Origin of the sequence: Paraliobacillus ryukyuensis, from assembly GCF_003315295.1 — a bacterium.
Lineage (GTDB): Bacteria > Bacillota > Bacilli > Bacillales > Amphibacillaceae > Paraliobacillus > Paraliobacillus ryukyuensis.
The window spans coordinates 171,875-197,466 of sequence record NZ_QNRI01000002.1 but is presented as its reverse complement, the minus strand read 5'-3'; the positions used below and the strand labels follow the sequence as shown (position 1 = coordinate 197,466).

Genomic DNA, 25,592 nt, shown 5'->3' with positions numbered 1-25,592 from the left:
TGCGAATACAATGTATAAAGATAAATCAGTAATTACATTGGAGCGTGCCGTCCTATGATACAATCAGTTCTATTTGCATTTGGTTTAACACTTATTGCAGGACTAGCTACTGGAATAGGAAGCCTACTTGCTTTTTTCAGTTCAACAACAAACACAAAATTCTTATCGTTTGTCTTGGGGCTTTCAGCTGGTGTTATGATTTATATATCCTTAATTGAAATTATTGTACAAGCTAGAGTACCTTTAATTCAATTTGCTGGTCCATTAGCAGGTAATTATTTGACACTTGCAGGCTTTTTCGGGGGAATGGTTTTCATTGCACTAATCGATAATTTTATCCCTAAACAAGGTAACCCTCATGAATTAAAAAAAGTAGAAGACATGCAGCAGGCCACACCAAAAGACCCAATACTACTTAAAGTTGGATCATTCACTGCTTTTGCCATTGCGATTCACAATTTCCCTGAAGGTATTGCTACTTTTACGTCCGCATTAGAAGATCCAAAATTAGGTATAGCCATCACTGTAGCCATCGCTATTCACAACATCCCTGAAGGTATTGCCGTTGCCGTACCTATTTATTTTGCGACAGGTAGTAGGAAAAAGGCCTTTAACTTATCTTTTTTATCTGGATTATCAGAACCTGCCGGAGCTCTCGTCGCTTTTTTATTTTTAACACCTTTTTTAAATGACGTTTTATTCGGTATTATGTTTGCAGCTGTTGCGGGGATTATGGTATTTATTTCTTTAGATGAATTATTGCCTGCAGCTAAACAATATGACGAAACACATATACCCATCTATGGATTAATAATTGGAATGATTATCATGGCAATTAGTTTAATTATGTTTGAGCACTGATTTTTTAAGTAAAAATGAATAGTAAGGTTGCAAAAAAAGCGTTTCATAAAGAAACACTTTTTTATTGTTACTGTGTTGCATGTATTTTGTAATGTTTAAAGTATTGTTTAGGTACTTGTTGAATATACGGACTCAATTCACCTAGTGATAAGACAAATAGATCATGCATTGCTCTTGTACAAGCCGTATATAACAGATTTCGTTCTAATTCTGTCTGATATCTTGTCTTAGAAGCATTATAAAGAAGCACCGCATCAAACTCAATTCCTTTTGCTAGATATGTTGGTATCACTAATACCCCTTTATGAAACGTATGTGTCGTTGGATCAAGCAGTGTTACATCCATGTACTGTTTTAAATAGTGATAAACCTCTTCACTTTCTCGCAATGTCTTACAAATAATCGCAATTGTTTCGTGTCCTTTTGCTTTGTAATGTTCAATCGTGTGTAATAATCGATCTTCAGCAGCACCCAAGTCATCGACTTCCATTACTTCTGGAAGTGAACCATCTCGATTAAATGCTTCAATTTGATCACCTTCTGGCATCCATGACCTTGTAAATTCTACGATCGGTTTAGTTGAACGATAGCTTCTAGTTAATGTAATTTTTTCGAAATTTTTGTGATTTTGATCAGCTAATACATTTTCCTCTTCTAACGCATGAACATAAATTGCTTGATTAATGTCACCTAATAATGTCATCCGACTAGCTGGAAATACTTTTCGCAAATAAGCAAATTGGAATGGTGTATAATCTTGTGCTTCATCAATAATTACATGCTTCATTGTTCGATTCACTCGGAAGCCTTTCATACTTTTTTCAAAGTATAAATATGGTACTGCATCTTCCCATGTTAGCGCATTTGCTTGGATTTTTTCTCTTGTTTCCGAACAAATTTGTTGCCATAATTGCTGATCAATAGCCTCTGCTTTATACCATTGGTAGTTAAATAATTGTAAATAGGTTTGTTTTACGTCGATAAAATAAAGACGTTGAATTTTTTTTCTTAACGGTTTTAACGTATTTTTGATAACCTTTTTACGTAGTAATGCTTCTTCTCTAGCATAATCCATAAAGGTATCTTCAGAAAAAGGTGTTTCTTCCTGTAATTGTTGGTGTACTTCCAAATAATCCGCTTTATCTAGTAGCTCGGACTCTTCTAATACCCAATCTTCATTTACTTCCGTTTTCTCTAATTCATCTAATTGTTCCATTAACCAATGCTTCATTTTTTCCATGCGAACAGGTATGGATAAACTAGATGGTAGCGCGTAAAAGAAATTCCACATTTGTTTCTTGGAAACAACTAGTTTGCTACGAAAGCGAATATTACGAAATTGAATACCGCCTACTTGTAAATCTTGTAAAAACTGATCAATTAAATTTTTGAATGCTATGCTCGCTTTATAGCGCATGGCTGTAATACGGGCTGGTGGTTGTTCTTTATTTGCACTTAAATAGTATTCCATTTGTTCAAATGGTGATTCCACCGCAAATTGATAACCTAAATAGGTGTCGACATATCGATAAAACGTTGTTTGCTTCATATTATCTTCGCCCAATTCTGGTAATACAGTGGAAACATAACTGTTGAAGAGTGGATTGGGTGAAAATAAAATCATATTATCCGAAGATAGTTCTTCGCGATAGCGATAAAGTAAATAAGCCACACGTTGCAAAGCAGCAGATGTTTTTCCACTACCTGCCACCCCTTGGACCACTAAAAATTTGCTACGTTCATTACGAATAATTTGATTTTGCTCACGCTGAATGGTAGCAACAATACTCTTCATTGTGGTTGAAGCATTGCCACCTAACATCGATTGTAATAAGTGGTCCCCTATTGTTAGACCAGTATCAAACATTCCTTTAAACTGACCTTGCCTTATAATATATTGTCGCTTCAGCGTAATTTCACCGCTTATCTCTTGATCCACTGCTTCGTATTTAGCTAATCCAGGCGGATAATCATAATACATACTTGAGATAGGCGCTCGCCAATCATAAATAAGGAAATCCTCGTCTCGTTCATCCATCAAAGAAGCAATCCCGATATATATTGGTTGTGTTGTCGCTTCTCCATCTTCTTTAAAATCAATTCTTCCGAAATACGGGGAATGATTTAAGCGTTCTAATGTATCTACTTCTTTTGATAATTGACCGTGGCTACGTTCACGCTCAGATAAAAATTCTGCTTGTTGCTTTAAGCTTGCTTGTGTCTCAATGACATCATCCATCTCATCTAAGTTTACCGTCACATCATCCCAGAAATTTTTTCGTATATCGATTACACGATCTTTTAACGTTTTGACATGTATTCTAATTTTATCTAATTTATGGTTGATTAGGTTTTTCACTCTATCTAAGCGCTTTTCTTCTCTTTCCCAATCTTTGTCGCCGTGTTCCACGTTCTCACCCCTATTTTATTCCTAACACATCTTAATCTATTTTAACACTTTCGAGAGCAATTCACATCGTATCCTAATTTCTATCTTGCCACATATCCACGGTTATTAGCAATTTTTTGTTATACATAAATTGGAGATTGTAAATTCACCTTAAACAATTCCTTTTGATTTGAGTTATTATACAATATTCGTATTTTCAACGTTTTTCCACTTTTTACGGCCGCTTTATATATGATTTTTCTACATATGAATCGCAAATTCCGAACATTATCACTTTTCAAAACTGAAATATTTAAAAAAACGTTAATTTTTTATTAAAAAAATGTAAAATATCTAGTATAATTTATATAATTCCTGCATAATGGGACTGTAATCAAAATTGATTAGGGGGATATAAGAAATGAAAAAAATATTTGCTAGCATTTTTGTCGCAGTAATGGCTGTTTCAGTTTTAGCGGCATGTGGCTCTAGTAACGGTAGCGAGGGAAATCCAGATAAATTAGTGATCGGATTTGTTCCATCTCAAGACTCTGAAACAATTGCAGATACTGTTCAACCACTTGCTGATAAACTTGGTGAAGAAATAGGCAAAGAAGTTGAAGGTCGAGTAATGACTAACTACACTGCTTTAGTTGAAGCAATGGGTACGAACGAAGTACAAATTGGTTTCATTCCTGCTTTTGGTTATGTTTTAGCAAACCAAGAACATGGTGTCGAAGTAATTCTTAAGTCTGAACGTTACGGTAGCGGTACATACAAAGCACAATATCTTGTTCAAGCTGATTCTGGTATCAAAAGCCTTGCTGACTTAGAAGGTAAAACTTGGGCGTACGGCGATCCTACGTCTACTAGCGGATACTTATTCCCTGCAGCACAAATCGCTAATAAATTCGATGTGAGTGATCCGGAAACTGAATTCTTTGGTGATTCTGTTCAAACAGGTGGTCATGACAACTCTGCAATAGCTGTTTACAATGGTGAAGCAGACGTAGCGACTACATTTGATGATGTTCGTTCTGATTTAAAGGAAGAATATCCAGATATCATGGACAAACTTAAAGTTTTACAATACACAGATGAAATCCCTAATGATACAATCTCTGTTACAAAAGAATTAGACGATGAATTACAACAAAAAATTAAAGATACATTCCTAAGCTTTAATAATGATGAGGAAATGATCAAAATCATGAATGAAGTATACAATTGGGATGCGATCATCGAAGCTGAGGATAGCGAATATGATGTGGTTCGTGAAACATATGAAATGTTCAGTGATGACATTTCCATCGATGATATGTAATTTAACGTACAATTAAATATGCTGTTGTTCTACAGGAGAGAACTAAGATTCTCTCCTGTTTTCCAATGTTACATACAAATTCTAAATAGAAAATGGCGAGGTTTTAATTATGATAGAATTTAAAAATCTTTCTCTTACCTATCCTAACGGTACGCAGGGGCTTAAAAATATTAACATTAAAATTAACAAAGGGGAATTTGTCGTTATTGTTGGCTTGTCTGGAGCAGGTAAATCTACTTTTATTCGAAGTATTAACCGATTAGTAACACCTACAGCCGGCGAGTTACATGTAGAAGGCGAAGACATACTCCAATATAAAGGAAGAGATTTGCGGGAATTACGTAAAAAAATAGGCATGATCTTCCAAAGTTATAATTTAGTCCATCGTTCAACCGTACTTAAAAATGTCATCGCAGGTCGTCTCGGTTATACAAGTACATTAAGAAGTATTTTTAATATGTATCCGACAGAAGATATAGAACTAGCTTACGAAAATTTAAAACGTGTAAATATTGAAAATAAATTGTATAGTCGAGCGGATGAATTAAGTGGTGGGCAACAACAGCGTGTTAGTATTGCACGCGTGCTAACCCAACAACCAAATGTTATTCTTGCCGATGAACCAGTAGCAAGTCTTGATCCACCTACTTCCCATCAAGTAATGACTTATTTGAAGCAAATTAATCGTGAAGATAACATTACAACCATTGTTAACCTTCACTTTATCGATATGGCGATGGAATATGCTGATCGTATCATTGGTATGCGAGATGGTGAAGTTGTTTATGATGGCCCAGCCTCAAAGGTGAACGAAGGCACATTTGAAGAAATCTATGGTCGCTCCATTCGTGAAGAGGATATGCGAGGAGGCAAGGAAGATGTCGAATCCTAATGAAAAATATGTTCCTAAAAGCTTATATCCTACGAAAACAAAGCTAACCATTACACTCGCCCTGGTTGGGATTATTGGTTTTTATCTGATTAGTTCCATCCAAACTGAATCATTTATCGTAAACTTTTTCTTAAAGATTGGTAATGTTACAGAATTAGTTGGAAGGTTTTTTCCACCAGACTGGAGTTATGCGCAACAAGTTTGGAGTAAATTGTTTGAAACTATCCATATGGCGATTATATCCAGTACTATAGCGACGTTAATTAGCATCCCTTTCTGCCTATTAACAGCTAGAAATATTACGACGAATAAATATTTATATAATACCATGCGATTTATCTTAAACATTATTCGTACAGTTCCAGATATTGTACTTGCTGTGGTATTTGTCGGGCTATTTGGAATTGGTGTATTTTCTGGTATTATCGCTCTTATTATCTTTGCTATCGGTATATTAGTGAAATTAATGAGTGAAACAATTGAATCGATAGATATGAATCCATCTGAGGCGATAAAAGCTTCTGGTGGTAATACATTGCAAATTATCTGGTATGCTGTGGTTCCACAAGTATTACCGCAATTCATTTCATTTGGTTTGTACGTATTTGAAGTAAACATTCGCGCTTCCGTAGTGTTAGGATTAGTTGGGGCTGGTGGTGTCGGCCAGCTCATTAACACGCAAATTAACTTCTTGAATTATCCTGCTGTTATGACCATTGTAATTATTATTTTTGTTGTTGTGGTAATCATCGATTACATTAGTAGTAAATTAAGGGAGGGGCTTGTATAATGAAAGCGAATATCCCCGCCAAACCAAAAAATAATCTTAAATTAGTAAAGCGTCTGATAAGCGTAATCGCCATCATCGCTATCTATGTGTGGACATTTGCTAGTGTGAATATTGAATGGTCCAAAATCTTTAGTATGCGCACCATTGAAAACTTTGACCGAATTATTCCACGCTTTTTTGATCCTGCTTTCCAAGAAACTGGTTCTATTATGCTGAAAATGATTGAAACTGTTTTTATCGCATATACTGGCTCACTAGCAGCTGCTATTATTGCTATTCCTTTAGCATTTTTATGTGCATCCAATATTGTTAAAAGTCGCATTGTAAATCAAATTGGTATGTGGATTCTTGGAGCAGTGCGAGCGTTTCCTGAAGTACTATTAGCAATTATATTCGTAGCTGCTGTTGGTCCAAATCCATTTGCTGGTGTACTAGCTATCTCAGTTGGATCTACTGGAATGCTTGGGAAACTATATTCCGAAGTAATTGAATCAATTGATATGAAAATAATCGAATCATTGGAGTCTAGCGGAGCGAATAAACTACAAATTCTATTTTATGGTATTTTCCCACAAGTTCTACCTGAATTCCTATCTTATGCGATTTATCGATTTGAAATCGATGTTCGCGCTTCTTCTGTTTTAGGTGTTGTTGGTGCGGGTGGTATTGGTACACTAATCACTTTCGCTTACTTAAACCGTAATTGGGAAGAAGTTGGTATGATTTTACTTGTTATCATTGTCGTAGTTACGATCATTGATCAAATTTCTAGCTTTATCCGAAAAAGACTTGTTTAAGTTACTATTGAAAACCAATGGCGCTGATGGGTAGCCATTGGTTTTTTTCTTGGTTCATTTTTTTGCAAAACACTTTAAAAATAAGAATTATTGAGCTATGATATATATTTAGTGAACCGAAATATACGCACACCGAAAGAAGTGTTTTGAATGAATCAAGATAATAGTTCCATTAATCAAAATCTGTTTATTATGTGGATAACTAACTTTTTTATTGCTGGTAGTATCACAATGGTATTACCTTTTCTATCGCTTTACATCGAAACGTTAGGAGATTTCTCCGATTCCTTTGTACAAAATTGGTCTGGATTAACATTTGGAGTAACTTATGTTGCTGCTTTTATTTTTTCTCCTATTTGGGGGAAAATTGGTGATCGCTATGGACGAAAAAACATTCTAGTTATCTTAGCTTTTGGTTTAGGAATCAGCATACTTCTAATGGGGTTTGTTACGTCTGTCTGGCAATTATTTTTCTTACGACTATTTATGGGGATTTTTACCGGATTTATTTCCATGTCGCAAGCATTAATCTCTACGCAGACACCGAAAAAGATTGCTGGCAAAGTGTTAGGAACACTCCAAACAGGTAGTGTTACTGGAACATTAATGGGGCCATTATTCGGAGGAATAATCGCTGATACCATCGGATATGCTACTAGTTTTCGCTGGTTATCCATTATACTAGTTATTTCAAGTGTTTTAGTGCTGATAGGGGTCAAAGAGAAAGCGACCCTTGTTGAAGCTGGGCAACCTTCAAGCTTTACAAGTAAAGAAGTGCTTGCACATATTATCCGACATCCTATGTTAGTAATGGTAATGCTCGTATCGATATTTATTCAAATTGCTAACTTCAGTATCCAACCTATTCTCTCTCTATATGTTAGTGATTTACACGGTCAAGAAAATATTGCCTTATTCTCCGGCATTACTTTTTCCGCTGCTGGTTTAGGAAATTTATTAATGGCGAGGAATTGGGGAAAAATTGCTGATCGTGTTGGCTATATAAAAATATTAACTATCCTATTATTTTGTGCAGCTATTTTTTATTTCCCAGGTGGATTTGTCTCAAATATATGGCAGCTTGTGGTACTACGATTTTTGTTAGGCTTAACCATTGGCGGTATTATCCCTGTCCGGGTAGCGTATATTAGACAAGAAGCACCAATCGCTATGCAAGGTGAAGTATTGGGATATAACACAAGTTTACGCTTCTTCGGTAATGTAATCGGACCAATCTTAGGTGGATATTTAGCAGGTGGATTTGGATACAGCTCGGTGTTCATTGTCACAAGCCTACTGCTGTTTTTCTGCGGGTTAGCATTATACTTAGCAAGACAACAGCGGTTCCAACTTACCAAAAAATATTCTAGCTAACATTAAAAACACGTGCAGGTCTAGGGATTAGCACGTGTTTTTGTTTATTCTTTTCTATTAATAAATGCTTTTTCTTCTGCTTCGACTTGTTGGTGCGACATTTGATGAATGTAATTCTGATAATCTTTATCGGTTAATTGTTGTTGAGGGGTTGAATCTCCAAAAGGATTGAGATTTTCAGCTTCACTATTTTCAAACTTCTCTTCAGATAATTCGGTCACTTGTTGCGTTTCTTCACTATCACCTTGCTCGGTCTGCTCTTCATCTTTTACCTGAGATTGGTTACTATCAACCGCCGTAAAATCTTGATATAAAATAACCCCAAAGTAACTCATTATGCCAATTAAGACGACGGATAGAATAATTACTATATATCGAAAAATTTTCATTTTTCATCACCCCCAACTAGCCGGCGAAAGAGACTATTCTGAAGCAAAGATATTTTTCAAACCATCGATGAGACGAACAAAAAAGTTCTTAACTCCTTCCCAAAAACCCGGGTCACTTGTTACATCTGATATTTTATTTTTTATATCACTTGCAATATCCTCTAATTGGCTTGTCACATTATCAAAGTCAATATTAATATTACGCATTTTATCAAACAGATTAATTAATGCATCTATGTCTTCTTGACTAAGATTAATGTTCAACCGATCAATTTGCTCTTGCACAATTTGTTCCACTTCTTCTTTTGAAACTGGATCTTGTTCTGCAATTTTTTGCTTTATTTCCGTTAATAATTCACTAACTTTCTGTTGGTCTACCCCTTCTTCTGTAGCAAGATCAGTAGCTATTTCTAATTCTTCATTGGCAACTTCCATTCGATCTTGATTCAAAGATTCACCATCGACGTTAAATGCTTTATAAATGCCTGTTAATGCAGAGTGACCACTAACTTTCACAGGAGAAGCAACATCTACCTCAGCATTTTCAACCCCTGCTGTCAACAACGCATTCGCATACATTTCCTTCGTTACTTCGGTTATATTTTCATCATTGACAATGTTAATAACTAAACCGAATCCATCATTTTTTTTCGTAATTTTGGCGGAAGAATACATGTTTGAACTCGGATCGCCACCAATATAGTTAGCTAAGTCCTCACCGGTAACCGTATATTCCGTAATAGAATTGACATCAGTAACATCTAATAATTCTCTTACTTGCTCTTTTTGAGCTTCTGATAACGCATCACCATAAACTACTCGCGGAAGACCGTTTTTTTCATTAATACTTCCCTCATTATCCCCGGTGCTAGCGAAGACTTGAGAAGAAAAGCCTAAAACAGCAATAATAATCGCGACAACAAGTAATTGGATTCTTTTCATTATATGTTCTTTCTCCTTTTTTACTAATTCTATCAAAATTCACTATGTGAGATTAAATTATACCACATAACTCTATTGTTACTATATTATGTTAGGGAAATTGCTATTATGAATTACTCTTTTTATAAATTTTGTCATCTTTATCTTCACTCTATACCCAAGGCTAATTAATCATAATCACCTATTATTACATAATAATAAAGCAACCAAAACACCCCTTGTGCAAGTTGGTTTTAGTTGCATCATCTTCATAGCTATCTTTTAGCAATAACATCCATTTCAACAGCTACCCCTTTAGGCAAGCTACTTACTTCCACTGTTGCTCGCGCAGGGAAAGGTTCTGTTAAGAATTTTGCATATGCTTCATTTATTTTAGCGAAGTCATCCATATTCGTAATGTAAATCGTAAATTTTGCTACATGCTCAAAAGTTAATCCCGCTTCACGTAAAATTGCGTCAAGATTGTGCATCACTTGATTGGTTTGTGTTTCGATATCTCCTTCAACAACTTCCATTGTTTTGGGATTTAACGGTATTTGGCCTGATACCAAGACGAGATCTCCAAGATCAATTGCTTGTGAATATGGACCAATTGCTTGTGGTGCTTCCTTTGTTTGAATCGCTTTTCTTGTCATTCCCTTTCCTCCTCAAGTTACATTAAGTACTAAAATTTTAACATATAAGCTATTTTTAGTAGAATAAAAATATAGAAAAAATTACTATTGAAAGGATGGAAGGAAAGTGGAAAAGACATTTAGCGTACGAACAAATAGCCATGATCAAATGATTGACATTACGTCAGGATTAAGCAGTTGGTTGCGTGAAAACCAATTAACAAATGGAATCGTCATCGTATCATCGATGCATACTACAGCCGGCATAACTGTTAATGAAAATGCGGATCCAGATGTAAAAACAGACTTTTTGCGTCGTTTAGATGAAGTTTATCCATGGAATCATCCGAAAGATTTGCATATGGAAGGAAATACTGCGGCTCACTTAAAGACAAGTACAGTAGGACACGCTCAGACGTTAATTTTGTCAGACGGTAAGCTAATATTAGGCACATGGCAAGGGGTTTATTTCTGTGAGTTTGATGGTCCACGCAATCGAAAATATCATGTGAAGGTAATTGCTGATTAGGTAAAATAAGAAGGATAGCCTACTAAGCTATCCTTCTATTTAAATATTTTTACGAAAACCCGGAATGTAAACCACATCCATGCCAATCCTAGTAAACCAAAGGTGAAAAATAGTAATAAAACTGGATAATCTAAAGAAAAATATGTGATAGAAAACAATAATAGTATTAGGATTATCGTAATATGTATTTTTGTGATACCAAGAATTAATGCGTTTTTGAGTTGCTGAAAAACGGAAGCATAATTATGAGCAGTTAAAGGAAAGGACCAAATAACAATGCATAAGTATAAAAATAACACAAAATAAAATAAAAATGGTATTACGAAAGGAAACTCACCTTGCGCTTGTTGAATGATAATAAAATTAAAATATAGCAATATACCAGCAATCACTAATATCAACCCAAGGGTATTGGCATATTTAAACTCTTGTTTATAAATTTGTTTAAAAGTTGACCAAATCTTCACATCTGTATTCCCTTTTAACCAACTTCTCACTACCCCCAACGTCGCTATCGTAGCAGGAAAGATACCTAGAATCCCTAATCCAACAAAAGAAAAAAATATCCATAATAAATTAACAAATGCCAATTTAGTTATCCATCGAAAAACTAAGTCTAATGTTGTTGTTATGCTTTTCCCATTCATTGCTTAACCAATCCTTTTTCCGTTTATGTTATTTTACCATAAAAAAACCATAGTCTTGTGAAAACTATGGTTTTTCCATACATGTTCTTACTTATCCTTTGACTCCCCCTGAAGTTAAACCAGCCACAAAGTAACGTTGGAAAAAAATGAATAACAAGACGATCGGGATAATAGTTAACACTGATCCCGCTATTAACACATCATAGTTATTACCATAAGGAGTTAATAGTGTAGCTAAACCGATTGGTAGAGTAAACATGTCATTCGAACGCAATACTAATAATGGCCATAAGAAGTTATTCCAACTTGTTAGCCCTTGTAAAATGGCCATTGCAGCCAAAGAAGGTCCCATCAAAGGAAACATTATTTTGAAGAAAATACCGTATTCTGTACTTCCATCAATTCTAGCTGCGTCCATTAATTCTTTGGGTAAACCTAACGCATATTGTCTAAAAAAGAAAACAGCAATTGGAGCTACAATTAAAGGAAGTACAACTGCAAAGTATGTATCAACTAACTGCGTCGCCACCATTACTTTATAAAGCGGTAGCATTAAAATTTCAAAAGGGATCATCAAAATTAATAATACTAACACAAAGAAAAGGTTTCGACCTTTGAAATCATACAATGCTAATGCATAGCCGACCATGGATGAAAAGAATAAGGAAAGTGCAATGGTAAGTCCTGAAACAATTAAACTATTACCATACCAGCTCCAGTAAGAAGGTGCTTGTTGAAAAATATACATGTAATTATCTAAATTCAATGTACTAAAATCGATAGCAAAGGTGATACCATCTCGCATTAGATCTGCTGATGGACGAAAAGATGAAATCAGTAATCCGATAATAGGAAACAAAAAGACTAATGCTATTAATGAAAAGCCAATATTCCCTACTAGTTTTAGTCCAATATTGTTTTTTTCTTTTTTCATTATTCTTCACCTCTTTTAAAGGTACCTGTTGCTATTAGATAAATAATACTAATAACAAAGATAATTAACATTAAAACAACTCCGATTGCAGAGCCGAATCCCATATCGTTTTGACCAATACCTTGTTGGTAGATATAACCTACAACTGTTAAACCAATGTTTCCTGGTGAACTTGTTTCCCAAAAAACAAAACTTTCTTCAAACATTCTAAATCCATTTATAATCGTAATCGTACTTACAAAAACGATGATTGGTTTTAGTTGGGGAATCGTAATATAACGCATTTTTTGAAAAGCACTAGCTCCATCAATATCTGCTGCCTCATATAATTCATCTGATATGCTTTGCAGTTGCGCTAAGAAATAAAGTACGTTAACTCCAATCCAACGCCATGAAGCTAGAATAACCATCAATAGCATTGCAGACCAACCGTGATAACGCCAATCGACTGATTCAAATCCTAATAGATTGACAATTTGGTTTGCCACAGATGAATCAGTCTCACTAAACATTAAACGAAAAATCATACCACCGACAATAGTTGATGTTAAAGCAGGGATAAAAATCGACGCTCTAAACAACGTTTTAAATTTAACAAATTTTGAGTCTAGTAGAATCGCCAATAACATTGGTACAATCGTTAATATTAAAACCGTTAGTATGACATAAGTACTTGTATTTAATAGTGCTTTATAAAAAGTAGGATTAAATACACGTTCATAGTTTTGAAATGCTATAAAATTAACTTGACCAGGAAGAATACTTTGAAAACTCATAATGATCCCATGAATAGCTGGATATAACGTTAACACTAAAAAAGAGATCAAAAATGGAAATACAAAAATATAAGGTACTACATTTTTTGAATTTAGAAATTTAAAGAACTTATTCGGTTTTTTCTGTAAGTTTACATTCGAGTTTGTTTCTTGCACTGGAGACGGCACTGAATTACCCCCTTTGATCTAATTTTTAATTAGGAGACAGTTACAATGAACCGCCTCCTAACTCATTCTATAATAACGCCTACAATCACTCTTTCATTTGACTTTTAACAGCTTCTGCTCCCTGTTCTAGTGCCTCTTGCGGTGTTTGTGCATTACTTCGAATGGTTTGCTGTGCTATATTCGTATTATACTCATTTATTACATCTGGCGTATATTGAGTAAAATTTAATTCATTAATATCTTCTCTTACATCAAGAAGCGTATCGAAAATACCATTTCCAAAGAACTGATAATATTTGTTATCTTCTTGCACAGCTTCACTTTCCCAAGTATCCCAACGCGGTGGATCAAAACCTAGTACTGTCCAAAGTTTAATATTTCCTTCTTCACTAAGTTTCGCATATGCTAAAAACTCTTTAGCTAAGTCAACATTTTCAGATTGTTTTGTCACTACTGTACCTGTTCCACCCATACCGGCAGATCGCTTACCGCCTTCTTCCCAAGCTGGCATTGGACGAATCGCGATTTTGCCTTCTAAATCAGGCATATTATCTGTGAATCTTCCCATATACCAAAGTGGCGCTAAAATAGATGCAGCACCCCCTTCAGAGAAATAACCATAGAACTCTTCCGATTGGTTCATCCCACCAGGGGTTACTTCAGCAATCTTGTCTTTATAAACAACGTCTTGCAAGAATTGTAATGTATCAATGTTTGTTTGATTATCTAGAATTAGTTCCCCATCTTCATTAAATACATCTGAATCTTGTTGAGAAATCATTGGCCAGAAATCCATTAACCAATCTTCTGTCCCTACATTCCACATCATGGAATCAGTATTTTCCACTACTTGTTTACCAGCTGCTACAAAATCATCCCAAGTTTGAATCGAATCAATGTCTACACCAGCTTCATCCATAATTTCTGTATTGTAATACATTACTGTAGCTCCTACGTGAGTAGGTAGACCGTAATAATTACCATCTTTGGCATAGTTTTCAAACCTAGAAGTCACGGCATTGTCTAATATCGGTTCTACGTATTCATTCATCGGTTCTAACGGAATATCACCTTGTAAAAAATTAGGGAATTGACCGATTTCAATGTCTGCTATATCAGGCCCGCCTTGACCAGATTGAACAGCTAATAACAGGTTATTATGCATTTGTTCTAATGGATAAGTTTCTGCTGTTAATGTAATAGGGCGATCCGTATTTTCTTCATTCCATCGTTCTGCAGCATCGCGATAAAAATCAATGTGCTGTCCTGCAAATGTCCAAAGCGTTAATTCTGTCGCCCCTTCGATATCTTCACCGATTACTTCTATTTCCTCCGCCTCACCAGAAGCACCATCTTCTCCGCCTCCACAGGCAACCAATGCGATCGCTACCAGTGCAAATAGAAAAACAAGCAAACTTTTTTTCATGTTCTTTACCCCCACTCCATTTTATAAAGCGCTTTCAATTAAATCAAAAAAACAAGGGATAGTTCCCAACCATCATGCATGATAGCTATATGCTAACTCGTAGGTTATTAACTAAATTTAATAACCTCTTTAAATAAAAGATTATCACTACAGAGCCTAGTTGTCAATAACTATATTTATATATTTATAAAATTTATACGTATATGTATTTCGGTTCACATAGTAGAGCATATTAGATAGCTTGTTTATATACTGGTTACCAGTGTTTTTCTTAACAACGTGGTATTTTGAATATACATTTTACAAAACACAAAATCACAAATCTATCTTGTACGTATATTTAAAATAACTCCTTGACTTTTGACATTCTAAGACTATTTTAATTCATTCTTCAGATTTTCAACTATTTTAAGCAAATCATCATGTATAATACAATCAAATATATCATCATAGGGAGTCGCCTCTCTATTCAATAAGGCCATTGGTATATTGGACTGGAAGGCGATAGAAGGTAATAAATTAAATGGGGAAACCAATAGTGAAGTACCCATTACCATAACATAATCACTAGTTCTTATTGCTTGTTCCGCCCTCTCATGCTGTGTTATCGGGTCCCCAAAGAGCACAATATCTGGCTTTAAGATATCTCCACAACCGACCTGATTACAAGTGGGAATTGACTGCTTAAGAATATGCGTTAGGGAATAAGTTGCACCACAAGATGGACATGTAGCTGTATTTAAGTTGCCGTGATATTCTATAATCGCTTGATTACCAGCCCTTTCGTGTAACCCATCCACATTTTGCGTGATAATCGTAATGTTTTTACCCTCCCTTTCTAACGCTTGTAGAAAACGATGGACAAGGTTAGGTTCATAGTCTTTCAACAATTTCACCCGAAAAATTTGTTTATATTTGTGCCAGAAGTCTTCTGGATTAGCAAAAAAGTATGATCGTGAAATATAGTATTCTCTTGATTCATCTTCTGCCCACAATCCATTTGTTGATCGAAAATCAGGGATGCCGCTAGCAGTTGAAACTCCCGCTCCAGTAAGAATGGTTATGTTTTGGGATGTTGCAATTTTTTCAGTTATCTTCTCTATTACAGTCATTTACACAAACCTCCTCTTCGGACAATTTTACCACATCCTTAAACCTTATCTCCAAGTAATTCTTATCGAGAGCTTTGTTTAACATGATCTTTAGTCTTTTAATTAAAAATAGCTCCGATCATCTTAAAATGGATGAACGAAGCTTTCTACTACCTAATCAAAATTATGTTAAGAAGCTTTGTTTTTGTTAATAATGTCGAACGCTACTGCACTTAATAATACTAAACCTTTCACTGCTTGTTGCCAATCTATTCCTACTCCCATTAAAGACATTCCATTGTTTAATATCCCCATGATTAAAGCACCAATAACTGCACCAGCTACCGTTCCTACCCCACCAGACAGGGAGGCGCCACCAATGACAGCAGCCGCGATTGCATCCAATTCAAATAATTCACCCGCTTGTGGAGTGGCCGCATTTAATCTTCCAGCAAAGACTAACCCGGCTAACGCCGCGAGCACACCCATGTTCACAAAAACCCAGAAGGTCACTTTTCTTGTTTTTATACCCGAGAGCTGGGCCGCGCTTTTGTTACCACCTACCGCATAAATATGACGTCCATTAACTGTTTTATTCATGAAGAAAGAATAGCCTATAATTAAAGCAAGCAAGATTAATAGGACATACGGAATTCCAGCATAAATAGCAAGAATGTATGTGAAAATAAATATAATCGCAGAGATAACAATATTTTTCACCATAAACGTAGTAAAAGTAGTTTGGTTTAGATTATATTTACTCTCATTTTTTCTCAGTCTACACTCATTAAGTATATATAGCACAATAGCTGCAATACCAATAATCATTGTTAGCAAGTGGACATTTCCATTTGAAAAGTAATCAGGTAAAAAATCTGAACTTATCGTTCGAAATCCATCTGGAAAAGGTGCTAATGTTTTACCACCTAAAACAATTAGCGTCAAGCCGCGAAACAACAACATGCCAGCTAATGTCACAATAAAGGCTGGTACATTTACATAAGCTACCCAGAAGCCATGCCAAGCACCAATAATTGCTCCTACTAAGAGGGAAAGCGCAATGGCTACTAGCACTGGTATATTATAATTAATCATTAGCATGGCTGATATTGCTCCGATAAAGGCAGCCACAGAGCCAACCGATAAATCGATTTCTCCAGTAATAATGACAAGCGCCATACCAATCCCTAAGATAATAATATAACTATTTTGCATAATGATATTAGTAACGTTTAATGGCGTAAGCAAGATACCGCTTGTTATTATTTGAAATAATAAAGCGATTCCTACTAAAGCAATGATCATTCCAAACTTTCTAATATTTTGATTAATTATAAGTTTTATTTGATTCATACATGCGCCCTCCTATTATCAGTCATTGAAGCCATTAGTGTTTCTTGATTGGCATCTTCTTTTAAAAATTCGCCTGTAATCAAACCATCCGATAGAGTATAGATCCGGTCACATATCCCGAGTAGTTCGGGGAGTTCAGATGAAACCATCAAAATACTTTTACCATGATTGGCAAGATCATTAATAATTTTGTAAATTTCATTTTTAGCCCCAACATCAATACCGCGTGTTGGTTCATCTAATATTAATATTTCAGGTTCGGTAAACATCCATTTGCCAAGTACTACTTTTTGTTGATTTCCACCACTTAAATTAACAACTTGTTGATCAATACTTGGCATTTTAATGTTTAATTGTTCTTTATACCTTTGCGCTACTTCTACTTCTTCATAAGGATTTACTACTAACTTATTAGAAATTCCTTTCAAATTTGCCAGCGTTATATTCTTTTTCACACTATCTTGCAGAATAAGACCGTATTCTTTTCTATCTTCCGAAACGTATGCAAATCCATGATGAATGGCGTCTCCTACATTATTCACTGTGATTTCTTTACCGTTTTTTGAAATTTTTCCTGTGATTCGCTTACCATAAGATTTACCAAAGATACTCATAACTAACTCCGTTCTTCCTGCTCCCATTAAACCAGCAATACCAACAATTTCACCTGCCCGCAAATGCAAGTTAGCACCATTAATGATCTTTTTGTCAGGCAGTTGCGGATGATAAACTGTCCAATCTTTTATCTCTATTACTTTTTCACCTATGATAGGTTTTCTAATTGGATAGAGGTTTTTCAAGTCCCTCCCTACCATACTTTTAATGATTCGCTCCTCATTTATGAGTGTTTGTTGCAATGATAAGGTCTCTATCGTCTGACCATCTCGCAAAATGGTCACATTATCCGCAATCTTTAATACTTCTTTTAGTTTATGAGAAATTAAAATTGAAGTAATTCCTTGCTCTCTAAATGTATTTAGTAGTTTTAATAAATTCTCACTCTCTGTTTCATTTAACGCTGCTGTCGGTTCATCTAAAATAAGTAGTTTTACATCTTTCGATAGTGCCTTAGCAATCTCTACTAATTGTTGTTGTCCCACACCTACGTCTTTAACCAGATCATTAACAGATGCTTTCATACCAACAGCTTCTATTAATTTTTCTGTAGCTTTTTTGGTTTTTGCCCAATCAATAATTCCTTTTGTTGCTTGTTCATTGCCTAGATAAACATTCTCTGCTATCGATAATTCAGGTACCAAAGCTAATTCTTGATGAATGATAACGATACCTAACGCTTCACTATCATTAATATCTTTGAACGAACATTTATTGCTATCAAAGTAAATATCCCCAGTATAAGTGCCTATCGGATGCACGCCACTCAGCACTTTCATTAATGTAGATTTTCCAGCACCGTTTTCTCCAACTAATGCATGAATTTCTCCTTTGCCAACTTGTAAATTCACATTATCTAGTGCTTTAACTCCGGGAAATTCTTTTGTAATATTCTTCATTTCTAACACAAATTGATTCATTACGATCACACCTTTTTTGTGAAAAATTATAGATAGATGATTTAGCTAAAGCTAAATCATCTATACTAGTTATTTTCCTGTTATTGAAGATCTTCCTCGGTATAATACCCTGATTCAATCAGCACTTTCTCATAATTATTGATATCGACGGAAACTGGATCCACTAGGTAAGCAGGTACAATTTTATTACCATTATCATAAGTCTCTGTATCATTTACTTCTGGTTCTTTATCGTTTAGAATTGCTTCGGCCATAGAAGCTGCTTTCTCCGCTAGTTTTCTTGTATCTTTAAAAATGGTTTGGGTTTGCTCTCCTGCTATGATTGATTTAATGGATGATGTCTGGGCATCTTGACCAGTAATAATTGGTAATGGTTTTTCTTCCGTTCCATACCCAACCGCTTTTAATGAAGAGATAACACCTATGCTAATTCCATCAAATGGAGAAAGAACAGCGTCTATGTTTTTATCTGAATAGTGAGCACTTAATAAATTGTCCATTCTTTCCTGGGCTTCTGCTCCATCCCACCTTAATGTGGCACCTTGTTGGAAACCAGTTTGACCACTTTGAACTACTAATTCTCCATTGTCTATATATGGTTGCAGAACGGACATTGCTCCATCCCAAAAAAAGTATGCATTATTATCATCAGGCGATCCCGCAAAAAGTTCAATATTGAACGGTCCTTCCCCATCTTTTAAATTCAATTTTTCTTCTAAATACTGTGCTTGCAAGACGCCAACTTGGAAGTTATCAAATGTTGCATAATAACTGACATGATCACTATTCATAATTAATCTGTCATATGCGATAACAGGAATTTCTTGACGTTCTGCTTGTTCCAGCACCTCGGTAAGAGCAGATCCATCGATAGAACCGATAATTAAAATATCTACTCCTTTTGTAATCATGTTTTCAATTTGTGAAACTTGATTTTCAACGACATCTTCAGCAAACTGCAAATCGGTTGCATAGCCTAACGCTTCCAATTGCTCCGCCATATTTTCCCCATCTTTAACCCATCTCTCCCAAGACTTCGTCGGCATTGAGATACCAACAGTTTGCTGATCGCCACCTCCAGATGAACTACATGCAACCATTAAAAAAACCATGCATCCTACTGTAAATAAGAAAAAAAATTTTTTACTATTCACGATCCTTTTCCCCTCCCCTAAACTAATTTAAGATATCAACAAGACTTTAAATTGATAACGCTTTCTATTAAATTATATTTATAAAAATTAATACTATTACGCAATTTTTAATTTTTAATTAACCACTTTTAATTATTTGTCCGTATAATTAATTACAAAAATGTTCATAGCAATCTTGGAATGAAAATGCAGAAAAACCGATGACGTTTTGTCATCGGTTTTCACTTATCCGTATATTTTTAACATTTTTATAATATTTCTCGCAATTTATTAAATGAATTTTAAAAGCAGATAATGGATTTAATCTCGCCTTTTAAACCTTTCTAGTATGATAGTATTTTGAGATTTTTTCTATCAATATAGAAGGATTATTACCGAAAAAATCTGAACTTGATCATATATTTTTCATCACTTTATCTTCAAAGTAGAAACAGCCATTTTTGGTAAGGTCACAGTGATCAATCCTTGGTCAAGGGTTACATTATTCAATTTTTTCGGTGTAATTTTATCTGGATTTTCGAATGTGTTATGATCACGCATGTTTTCTGAAGTAATGACTTCGGCACTGGCGGCAGATGCATTCATACCTCGAACATCTATTGTAAGTGTTACATCCTCATTTTTATCTAAATTACAAAGACTAATATTGACTTCGCCTGTTGCTGTTTTTGAAGCAGAAGCACTCACTTGTGGATATTCTTTACCATCTACTTCTAACATCTTTGTATCTATATCTAAATAAATTCGTTCCGCATCTTGATGTACCTTATACATGTGGAATACATGATACGTTGGGGTACGAAGCATTTTATCTGCCTCTGTTAACACCATTGCCTGAATTACATTCACCATTTGCGCAATATTGGCCATTTGAACACGATCGTTATGATTATGGAAAATATTCAAGGTAAGACCTGCGATTAAAGCATCACGAATAGTGTTTTGTTGATATAAGAAACCTGGGTTTGTACCTGGTTCTACATCATACCAGCCACCCCACTCATCAACAATTAATGCAACACGTTTTTCAGGATCATACTTATCCATGATAGTGGAATGGCGTTCGATTAATTCTTCCATATAATAAGCTTTTTGCATGGAAATTTCCCATTCTTTTTCACTAAAGTTCACAGCAGATCCTTTATTTTCAAAACCCCCTGGATGTACGTAATAATGTAAGCTTAGCCCATCCATAAATGGTGTTGCTTCACGCATTAATACTTCAGTCCAATTATAATCATCTACATTTGGCCCACCTGCAATTTTATAGATCTTATTATCTCCATAATCACGTACATAGGTTTGGAAGCGGCGATAAAGATCAGCGTAATATTGTGGACGCATGTTACCGCCACATCCCCAGTTTTCATTGCCTACTCCAAAATAAGTTAATTTCCATGGTTCTTTGCGACCATTTTCTTGACGCCAATTAGCCATTGGAGATTCCCCATCAAAAGTCATATATTCAACCCACTCCGACATCTCTTGAACCGTTCCACTTCCAACATTTCCATTAATATACGGCTCTGTCTCTAACAGATCACAAAGCATCATAAATTCGTGCGTACCAAAGTGATTGTTTTCTACAACACCACCCCAATGTGTGTTCACCATGCGTTTGCGATTTTCACGAGGACCAATCCCATCTTTCCAATGATATTCATCAGCAAAACAACCACCTGGCCAACGTAATACAGGAATATCTAATTCTTTTAGTGCCCCCAATACATCATTACGAATACCATTTGTATTTGGTATAGCGGAGTCTTCACCAACCCACAGCCCCTCATAAATACAGCGACCAAGGTGTTCCGAGAATTGCCCATAAATGTTTTTATTAATTATTCCTTTTGATACATCCGTGTTTACAACTATTTTCATTATCTGCACACACCTCTCTATAAATTTATTTCTGCTATTTCTTGACATATTGGGGATGGTCTATCCTATGGTTTACGTCTTACTTATTTAGTCAATTTATTACCTTTTATTCAAGCGAATCATATTCCAAGAAAGTTTAGGAAGTATAGTTGTAACATTTCCATTTTGTACATAAGATTCTCCGTTGTAATGTGGTTTTATTTGTTCTTTCTTTAGACTATTTGTTGCTTTTACATTATCCTTTTCAAGGACAACATGTTCAACCACGTTATATCCTTCAAACGAGCGGATATCAATATCTACTTGTAAAGGCATTTCCAAGTGACGGTTCGTAGCAAAAATGACTACTTCATTCTTTACTTCGTTATACACAACAGACGTATCCAAGTAAGGAACGTCGGTGAAATCTTTACTATCGTATTTTGGTGAATGCACAACTGGACTTAATGCTATACCTCTACCATAAACAGATGTATAATAATATGGATAGAAGATGGTTTGTTTGAAAATACCGCCGCCAGTTTCGGTCATGATTGGCGCAATGACATTTACCAACTGTGCCATACAAGCCATTTTTACGCGATCTGCGTGTTTTAACATCGTATTTAACATGCTTCCAACTAAAATGGCATCTTCAAATGTGTAAACATCTTCTAGCTGTGGTGGTGCGATCGTCCACGGCTCTATTTCCTTATCCTGTTCACGTGAATGAAACCAAACATTCCACTCATCAAAGCTTAAGTTAATCGTTTTTTTACTACGTTTTTTGGCTTTCATATAATCACAAGTAGCAATAACCGTTTGAATAAAGTTATCCATATCTAGCGATTTAGCAATAAAGTTAGCCGTATCATGGCTACGATTGCCGTAGTATTGATGTAAGGAAATATAATCCGCAAATTCATAAGTGTGTTCTAACGTCTTTGCTTCCCACTCCGGGAATGTTGGCATATTAGAATTAGAGCTACCGCAACTTACCAATTCGATGGTGGGGTCTACTAGCCGCATCGCTTTTGCCGTTTCTGCAGCTAATCGTCCATATTCATCCGCTGTTTTGTGACCGACCTGCCATGGACCATCCATTTCGTTTCCTAAACACCATGTTTTAATATTGTAAGGTAATTCAGAGCCATGTGATCTTCTTAAATCACTCCAGTATGTACCTCCCGGATGATTCATATATTCGATTAAGTTCCTTGCAGCATCAATACCTCTCGTTCCTAAATTAACAGCCATCATAACATCGGTGTTGACTTTTTTAGCCCAATCCATAAATTCATTTGTGCCAATTTCATTAGTTTCTGTTACACGCCAGGCTAGCTCCAGGCGACGGGGACGATCTTGTTTTGGGCCAACTCCGTCTTCCCAATTGTAAGCAGAAACCATATTACCACCAGGGTATCTTACAATTGGTACCTGTAGTTCTTTTACAAGTTTTATTACATCTTCCCTAAACCCTTGTTCATCAGCTGTTTCATGGTCGGGCTCATAGATCCCTCCATATACAGCTCGACCCAAATGTTCAATAAATGAACCATAAATTCGCTTATCAACTTCTGCAATTTTGAAGTCCTTATCGACAGTCATTTTCGCCTTCACTACTTCATTCGCCACGTTTTACATTCCTCCTCTAATTTAAGCGCTTACAAATAGCGCAAAAAAATAAAAATCCTATTGTTGAAATTAAATTTGTACGTACATCTAGATTATAAAATAAATGTACTGTTGTCAATAATTATGTTGTATTTATAAAAACTGTGATGCTTTTTTAATGCGGAGTTTTCCTTTCAACACCGTTAAAGTACGACAGCATGATTATTGAACCGCAGAGGAAATAGACTCACTTTTCGCGAGGCTGGGACAAAAGTGAATGAAGAACCCTGATAAACGAACGATGGATAACTTATTTTATTCATCGTTCGTTTTAGTTAGAAAACATAACTAAGTAACTGGAAATATACGAGACTCTAGCTGGAACAGCGTATGTTTTCGATGGGACGAGTAATCGCAGTCCCACGAGCCGAAGATCCACTTTGTAAAGCGGCTAGAAGTTAGACGAAAACCGTCACGTCCTGTGTGCCCGAGGCCGTGCCCGTAGAACGCAAGTGTATTTCCAGTTGCGATGGTTAAGTTCTTATCAATCATTCGTATACTGTAGTTAAAAATTAGTTTTGTCCCAGCTCCATTTTCTAATGACAAGATTAACATTGATCGTTTTCCTCTCGTTCAACTCGTTTCAAGACCGATGAGTAAACACTTTCTAAAAGCTTAAGCTATTTTAGGAGGTGAACATACATTAATTTCATTGACTACTAAGATACACCAACATCATTTGACATAGAACAAAAAAAATAATCCAAAAAGAGGTGTTCTCATTTTGGATTATTTTAAGTTCTTTGTTGAATTTCTTATTATAAGTTCTGGTTCAAATACAATCGAATGATTCGATTCCGGCCTTTTCTTCGAGTGACCATTAGAGGATTTAACTAATTCTAAGATAACTTCTGCTGCCTTTTCACCCATTTTGCTTTTCGGGTGTTCAACGCTGGTCAATTTTACTTCCGAAACTTCTGTTAAAAAGGAATTATCAAATCCCACAATAGATAATTCTTCAGGTATTTTAATTTGTTTTTGACGACAAATATCTATCAGGCTTATTGCCAATTCATCATTGTAACAAACGATACCAGTTGGACGATCTCCATTGCCTTTATCCAGTATTTTCTCTAATTCATTAACCGTTTTTTCCTCTTTTTCTTCTGTCTTGTACGTAACAATGTTATTCGGATTAATCGGTAAATCGTGCATACGATGCGCCTTTAGATATCCTTTCATTCGTTTAGTTCCTTGTGCATCATCATTTTTAAAGAAGCCAACAATATTTGTATGACCAAGCTGAATGAGATGTTCTGTTTGTAATTGTGCTCCTTTTTCGTCGTCTAATGTAATACTCATTGGTTCCAGTTCATCATAATAAGCATTAATCATAATGTATGGAATATTTTGACGCTCTAAATTTAAATAATAATTGATGTTCGGATTGGAAATCGCACTCTTTGTAGGTTCAATAATTACACCATCAAAATGTTGTGTTAAGATCTTTTCAAGAAATCGTCGCTCATTAGCATGATTGCTATTCGTACTAAATAGGCTGACATGATAGCCATGTTTGCTTAAATAAGATTCTGCTCCACGAATAATAGATGGAAATATATAATCAGATATATAAGTGGTAATAATAGCGATATTTTTTTGATTATTAATATTGGTTGTTTTCTCTTCTTTGGAGCGATCAGCACAAAACGTACCTGACCCTTGTTCACGATACAACCACCCCTGATTCACTAACTCGCCAATTGCTAAACGAACAGTATGCCTACTAACATTAAACTGTTTCATCAACTCACTTTCGGAACTGATTTTTTCATGGGGCTGGAACGTACCATCTAATATTTTTGATTTAATTGCTTGCTTCACGATATTATATTTTGTTTGCATTACTACACCTCATTGCACTATATTAGCTCATTCGTATATGTGTATCTAAATAATTTTAACATTTATGTGCGGAGTAGTGCTACCTATACATACTAATTTTGTTAGAAAAAATCGAATTAAATCAAATGAAATTGTATTATATGATTGCATCCTGTTCATTTCCTACTCAAAATACGGTCATTATAGCTCGGTCTTTCCACAACAATTCACAAAAAAACTAGCAGTGAT

Annotated in this window: 22 protein-coding genes; 7 read left to right on the top strand and 15 right to left on the bottom strand. The window is 35.4% G+C overall.

The annotated features are described in order from the left end of the window. The first annotated feature begins 54 nt into the window (after window positions 1-54). Window positions 55-861 (top strand): zinc transporter ZupT, encoded by an 807-nt coding sequence (gene zupT / locus DES48_RS04270; RefSeq protein ID WP_079710485.1) that lies wholly within the window; start codon window positions 55-57, stop codon window positions 859-861. A 67-nt stretch (window positions 862-928) separates the two neighbouring features. Here the strand turns inward: zupT and helD are convergent, their stop codons facing one another. Then, a complete protein-coding gene (gene helD, locus DES48_RS04265; protein WP_113867131.1) occupies window positions 929-3,271 on the bottom strand; it encodes an RNA polymerase recycling motor HelD in 2,343 nt (780 codons plus the stop codon). Window positions 3,272-3,671: 400 nt separating this feature from the next. Between helD and DES48_RS04260 the strand changes: the two genes are divergently transcribed. From DES48_RS04260 to DES48_RS04240, 5 genes are all read left to right on the top strand, one after another. Then, the gene (locus tag DES48_RS04260; RefSeq protein ID WP_113867129.1) at window positions 3,672-4,574 is read left to right on the top strand and encodes a phosphate/phosphite/phosphonate ABC transporter substrate-binding protein; all 903 of its coding nucleotides are present in this window, start codon (window positions 3,672-3,674) and stop codon (window positions 4,572-4,574) included. A gap of 109 nt (window positions 4,575-4,683) precedes the next feature. Next, on the top strand, window positions 4,684-5,466 hold the full coding sequence (gene phnC / locus DES48_RS04255; RefSeq protein WP_079710482.1) for a phosphonate ABC transporter ATP-binding protein: 783 nt from the start codon (window positions 4,684-4,686) through the stop codon (window positions 5,464-5,466). Beyond that, window positions 5,453-6,256, top strand: a complete 804-nt coding sequence (phnE, locus tag DES48_RS04250) for a phosphonate ABC transporter, permease protein PhnE (protein WP_113867127.1) — start codon at window positions 5,453-5,455, stop codon at window positions 6,254-6,256. Before phnC ends, phnE (DES48_RS04250) begins: the two co-directional genes overlap by 14 nt. Beyond that, window positions 6,256-7,053: a phosphonate ABC transporter, permease protein PhnE gene (gene phnE / locus DES48_RS04245; RefSeq protein ID WP_113867125.1), complete on the top strand. Its 798-nt coding sequence runs from the start codon at window positions 6,256-6,258 to the stop codon at window positions 7,051-7,053. Before phnE (DES48_RS04250) ends, phnE (DES48_RS04245) begins: the two co-directional genes overlap by 1 nt. A 150-nt stretch (window positions 7,054-7,203) precedes the next feature. Then, the gene (locus DES48_RS04240; protein ID WP_211318469.1) at window positions 7,204-8,427 is read left to right on the top strand and encodes an MFS transporter; all 1,224 of its coding nucleotides are present in this window, start codon (window positions 7,204-7,206) and stop codon (window positions 8,425-8,427) included. Window positions 8,428-8,471: 44 nt separating this feature from the next. On the opposite strand, the gene DES48_RS04235 is transcribed toward DES48_RS04240, so the two are convergent. From DES48_RS04235 to DES48_RS04225, 3 genes are all read right to left on the bottom strand, one after another. Further along, window positions 8,472-8,816 carry a hypothetical protein gene (locus DES48_RS04235; RefSeq protein ID WP_113867123.1) on the bottom strand — a complete coding sequence of 115 codons (345 nt, stop codon included), beginning with the start codon at window positions 8,814-8,816 and terminating at the stop codon, window positions 8,472-8,474. A 33-nt stretch (window positions 8,817-8,849) separates the two neighbouring features. Then, window positions 8,850-9,758 (bottom strand): DUF1002 domain-containing protein, encoded by a 909-nt coding sequence (locus DES48_RS04230; protein ID WP_079710478.1) that lies wholly within the window; start codon window positions 9,756-9,758, stop codon window positions 8,850-8,852. Between the two features lie 254 nt (window positions 9,759-10,012). Further along, complete coding sequence (locus tag DES48_RS04225) at window positions 10,013-10,393, bottom strand: RidA family protein (protein WP_113867121.1); 381 nt, start codon at window positions 10,391-10,393, stop codon at window positions 10,013-10,015. Window positions 10,394-10,499: 106 nt separating this feature from the next. Here DES48_RS04225 and DES48_RS04220 point away from each other — a divergent pair, with 106 nt between their 5' ends. Continuing rightward, window positions 10,500-10,901, top strand: a complete 402-nt coding sequence (locus DES48_RS04220) for a secondary thiamine-phosphate synthase enzyme YjbQ (RefSeq protein ID WP_113867119.1) — start codon at window positions 10,500-10,502, stop codon at window positions 10,899-10,901. Between the two features lie 35 nt (window positions 10,902-10,936). Here DES48_RS04220 and DES48_RS04215 read toward each other — a convergent pair whose 3' ends face one another. The 11 genes from DES48_RS04215 to DES48_RS04165 form a co-directional block, all read right to left on the bottom strand. Next, a complete protein-coding gene (locus DES48_RS04215) occupies window positions 10,937-11,548 on the bottom strand; it encodes a YesL family protein (protein ID WP_113867117.1) in 612 nt (203 codons plus the stop codon). Between the two features lie 91 nt (window positions 11,549-11,639). Continuing rightward, window positions 11,640-12,482, bottom strand: a complete 843-nt coding sequence (locus DES48_RS04210) for a carbohydrate ABC transporter permease (RefSeq protein ID WP_113867115.1) — start codon at window positions 12,480-12,482, stop codon at window positions 11,640-11,642. Further along, a complete protein-coding gene (locus DES48_RS04205; RefSeq protein ID WP_113867113.1) occupies window positions 12,482-13,426 on the bottom strand; it encodes a carbohydrate ABC transporter permease in 945 nt (314 codons plus the stop codon). The genes DES48_RS04210 and DES48_RS04205 overlap by 1 nt, the downstream gene beginning before the upstream one ends. An 85-nt stretch (window positions 13,427-13,511) precedes the next feature. After that, a complete protein-coding gene (locus tag DES48_RS04200) occupies window positions 13,512-14,852 on the bottom strand; it encodes an ABC transporter substrate-binding protein (RefSeq protein WP_113867111.1) in 1,341 nt (446 codons plus the stop codon). 374 nt (window positions 14,853-15,226) lie between these two features. Beyond that, entirely contained in the window at window positions 15,227-15,964 is a 738-nt protein-coding gene (locus tag DES48_RS04195; protein ID WP_113867109.1) for an NAD-dependent protein deacylase, read from the bottom strand. A 168-nt stretch (window positions 15,965-16,132) separates the two neighbouring features. Continuing rightward, window positions 16,133-17,296: a multiple monosaccharide ABC transporter permease gene (gene mmsB, locus DES48_RS04190; protein ID WP_113867107.1), complete on the bottom strand. Its 1,164-nt coding sequence runs from the start codon at window positions 17,294-17,296 to the stop codon at window positions 16,133-16,135. Then, window positions 17,293-18,831 (bottom strand): multiple monosaccharide ABC transporter ATP-binding protein, encoded by a 1,539-nt coding sequence (mmsA, locus tag DES48_RS04185; RefSeq protein WP_113867106.1) that lies wholly within the window; start codon window positions 18,829-18,831, stop codon window positions 17,293-17,295. The genes mmsB and mmsA overlap by 4 nt, the downstream gene beginning before the upstream one ends. Before the next feature lie 80 nt (window positions 18,832-18,911). Further along, window positions 18,912-19,943, bottom strand: a complete 1,032-nt coding sequence (chvE, locus tag DES48_RS04180) for a multiple monosaccharide ABC transporter substrate-binding protein (protein ID WP_113867720.1) — start codon at window positions 19,941-19,943, stop codon at window positions 18,912-18,914. Window positions 19,944-20,393: 450 nt separating this feature from the next. Further along, entirely contained in the window at window positions 20,394-21,866 is a 1,473-nt protein-coding gene (locus DES48_RS04175; RefSeq protein WP_113867104.1) for an alpha-N-arabinofuranosidase, read from the bottom strand. A 99-nt stretch (window positions 21,867-21,965) separates the two neighbouring features. Further along, on the bottom strand, window positions 21,966-23,453 hold the full coding sequence (gene arfA / locus DES48_RS04170; RefSeq protein ID WP_113867718.1) for an arabinosylfuranosidase ArfA: 1,488 nt from the start codon (window positions 23,451-23,453) through the stop codon (window positions 21,966-21,968). A gap of 795 nt (window positions 23,454-24,248) precedes the next feature. Beyond that, window positions 24,249-25,364: a GntR family transcriptional regulator gene (locus DES48_RS04165; protein ID WP_113867102.1), complete on the bottom strand. Its 1,116-nt coding sequence runs from the start codon at window positions 25,362-25,364 to the stop codon at window positions 24,249-24,251. Between the last annotated feature and the right edge of the window lie 228 nt (window positions 25,365-25,592).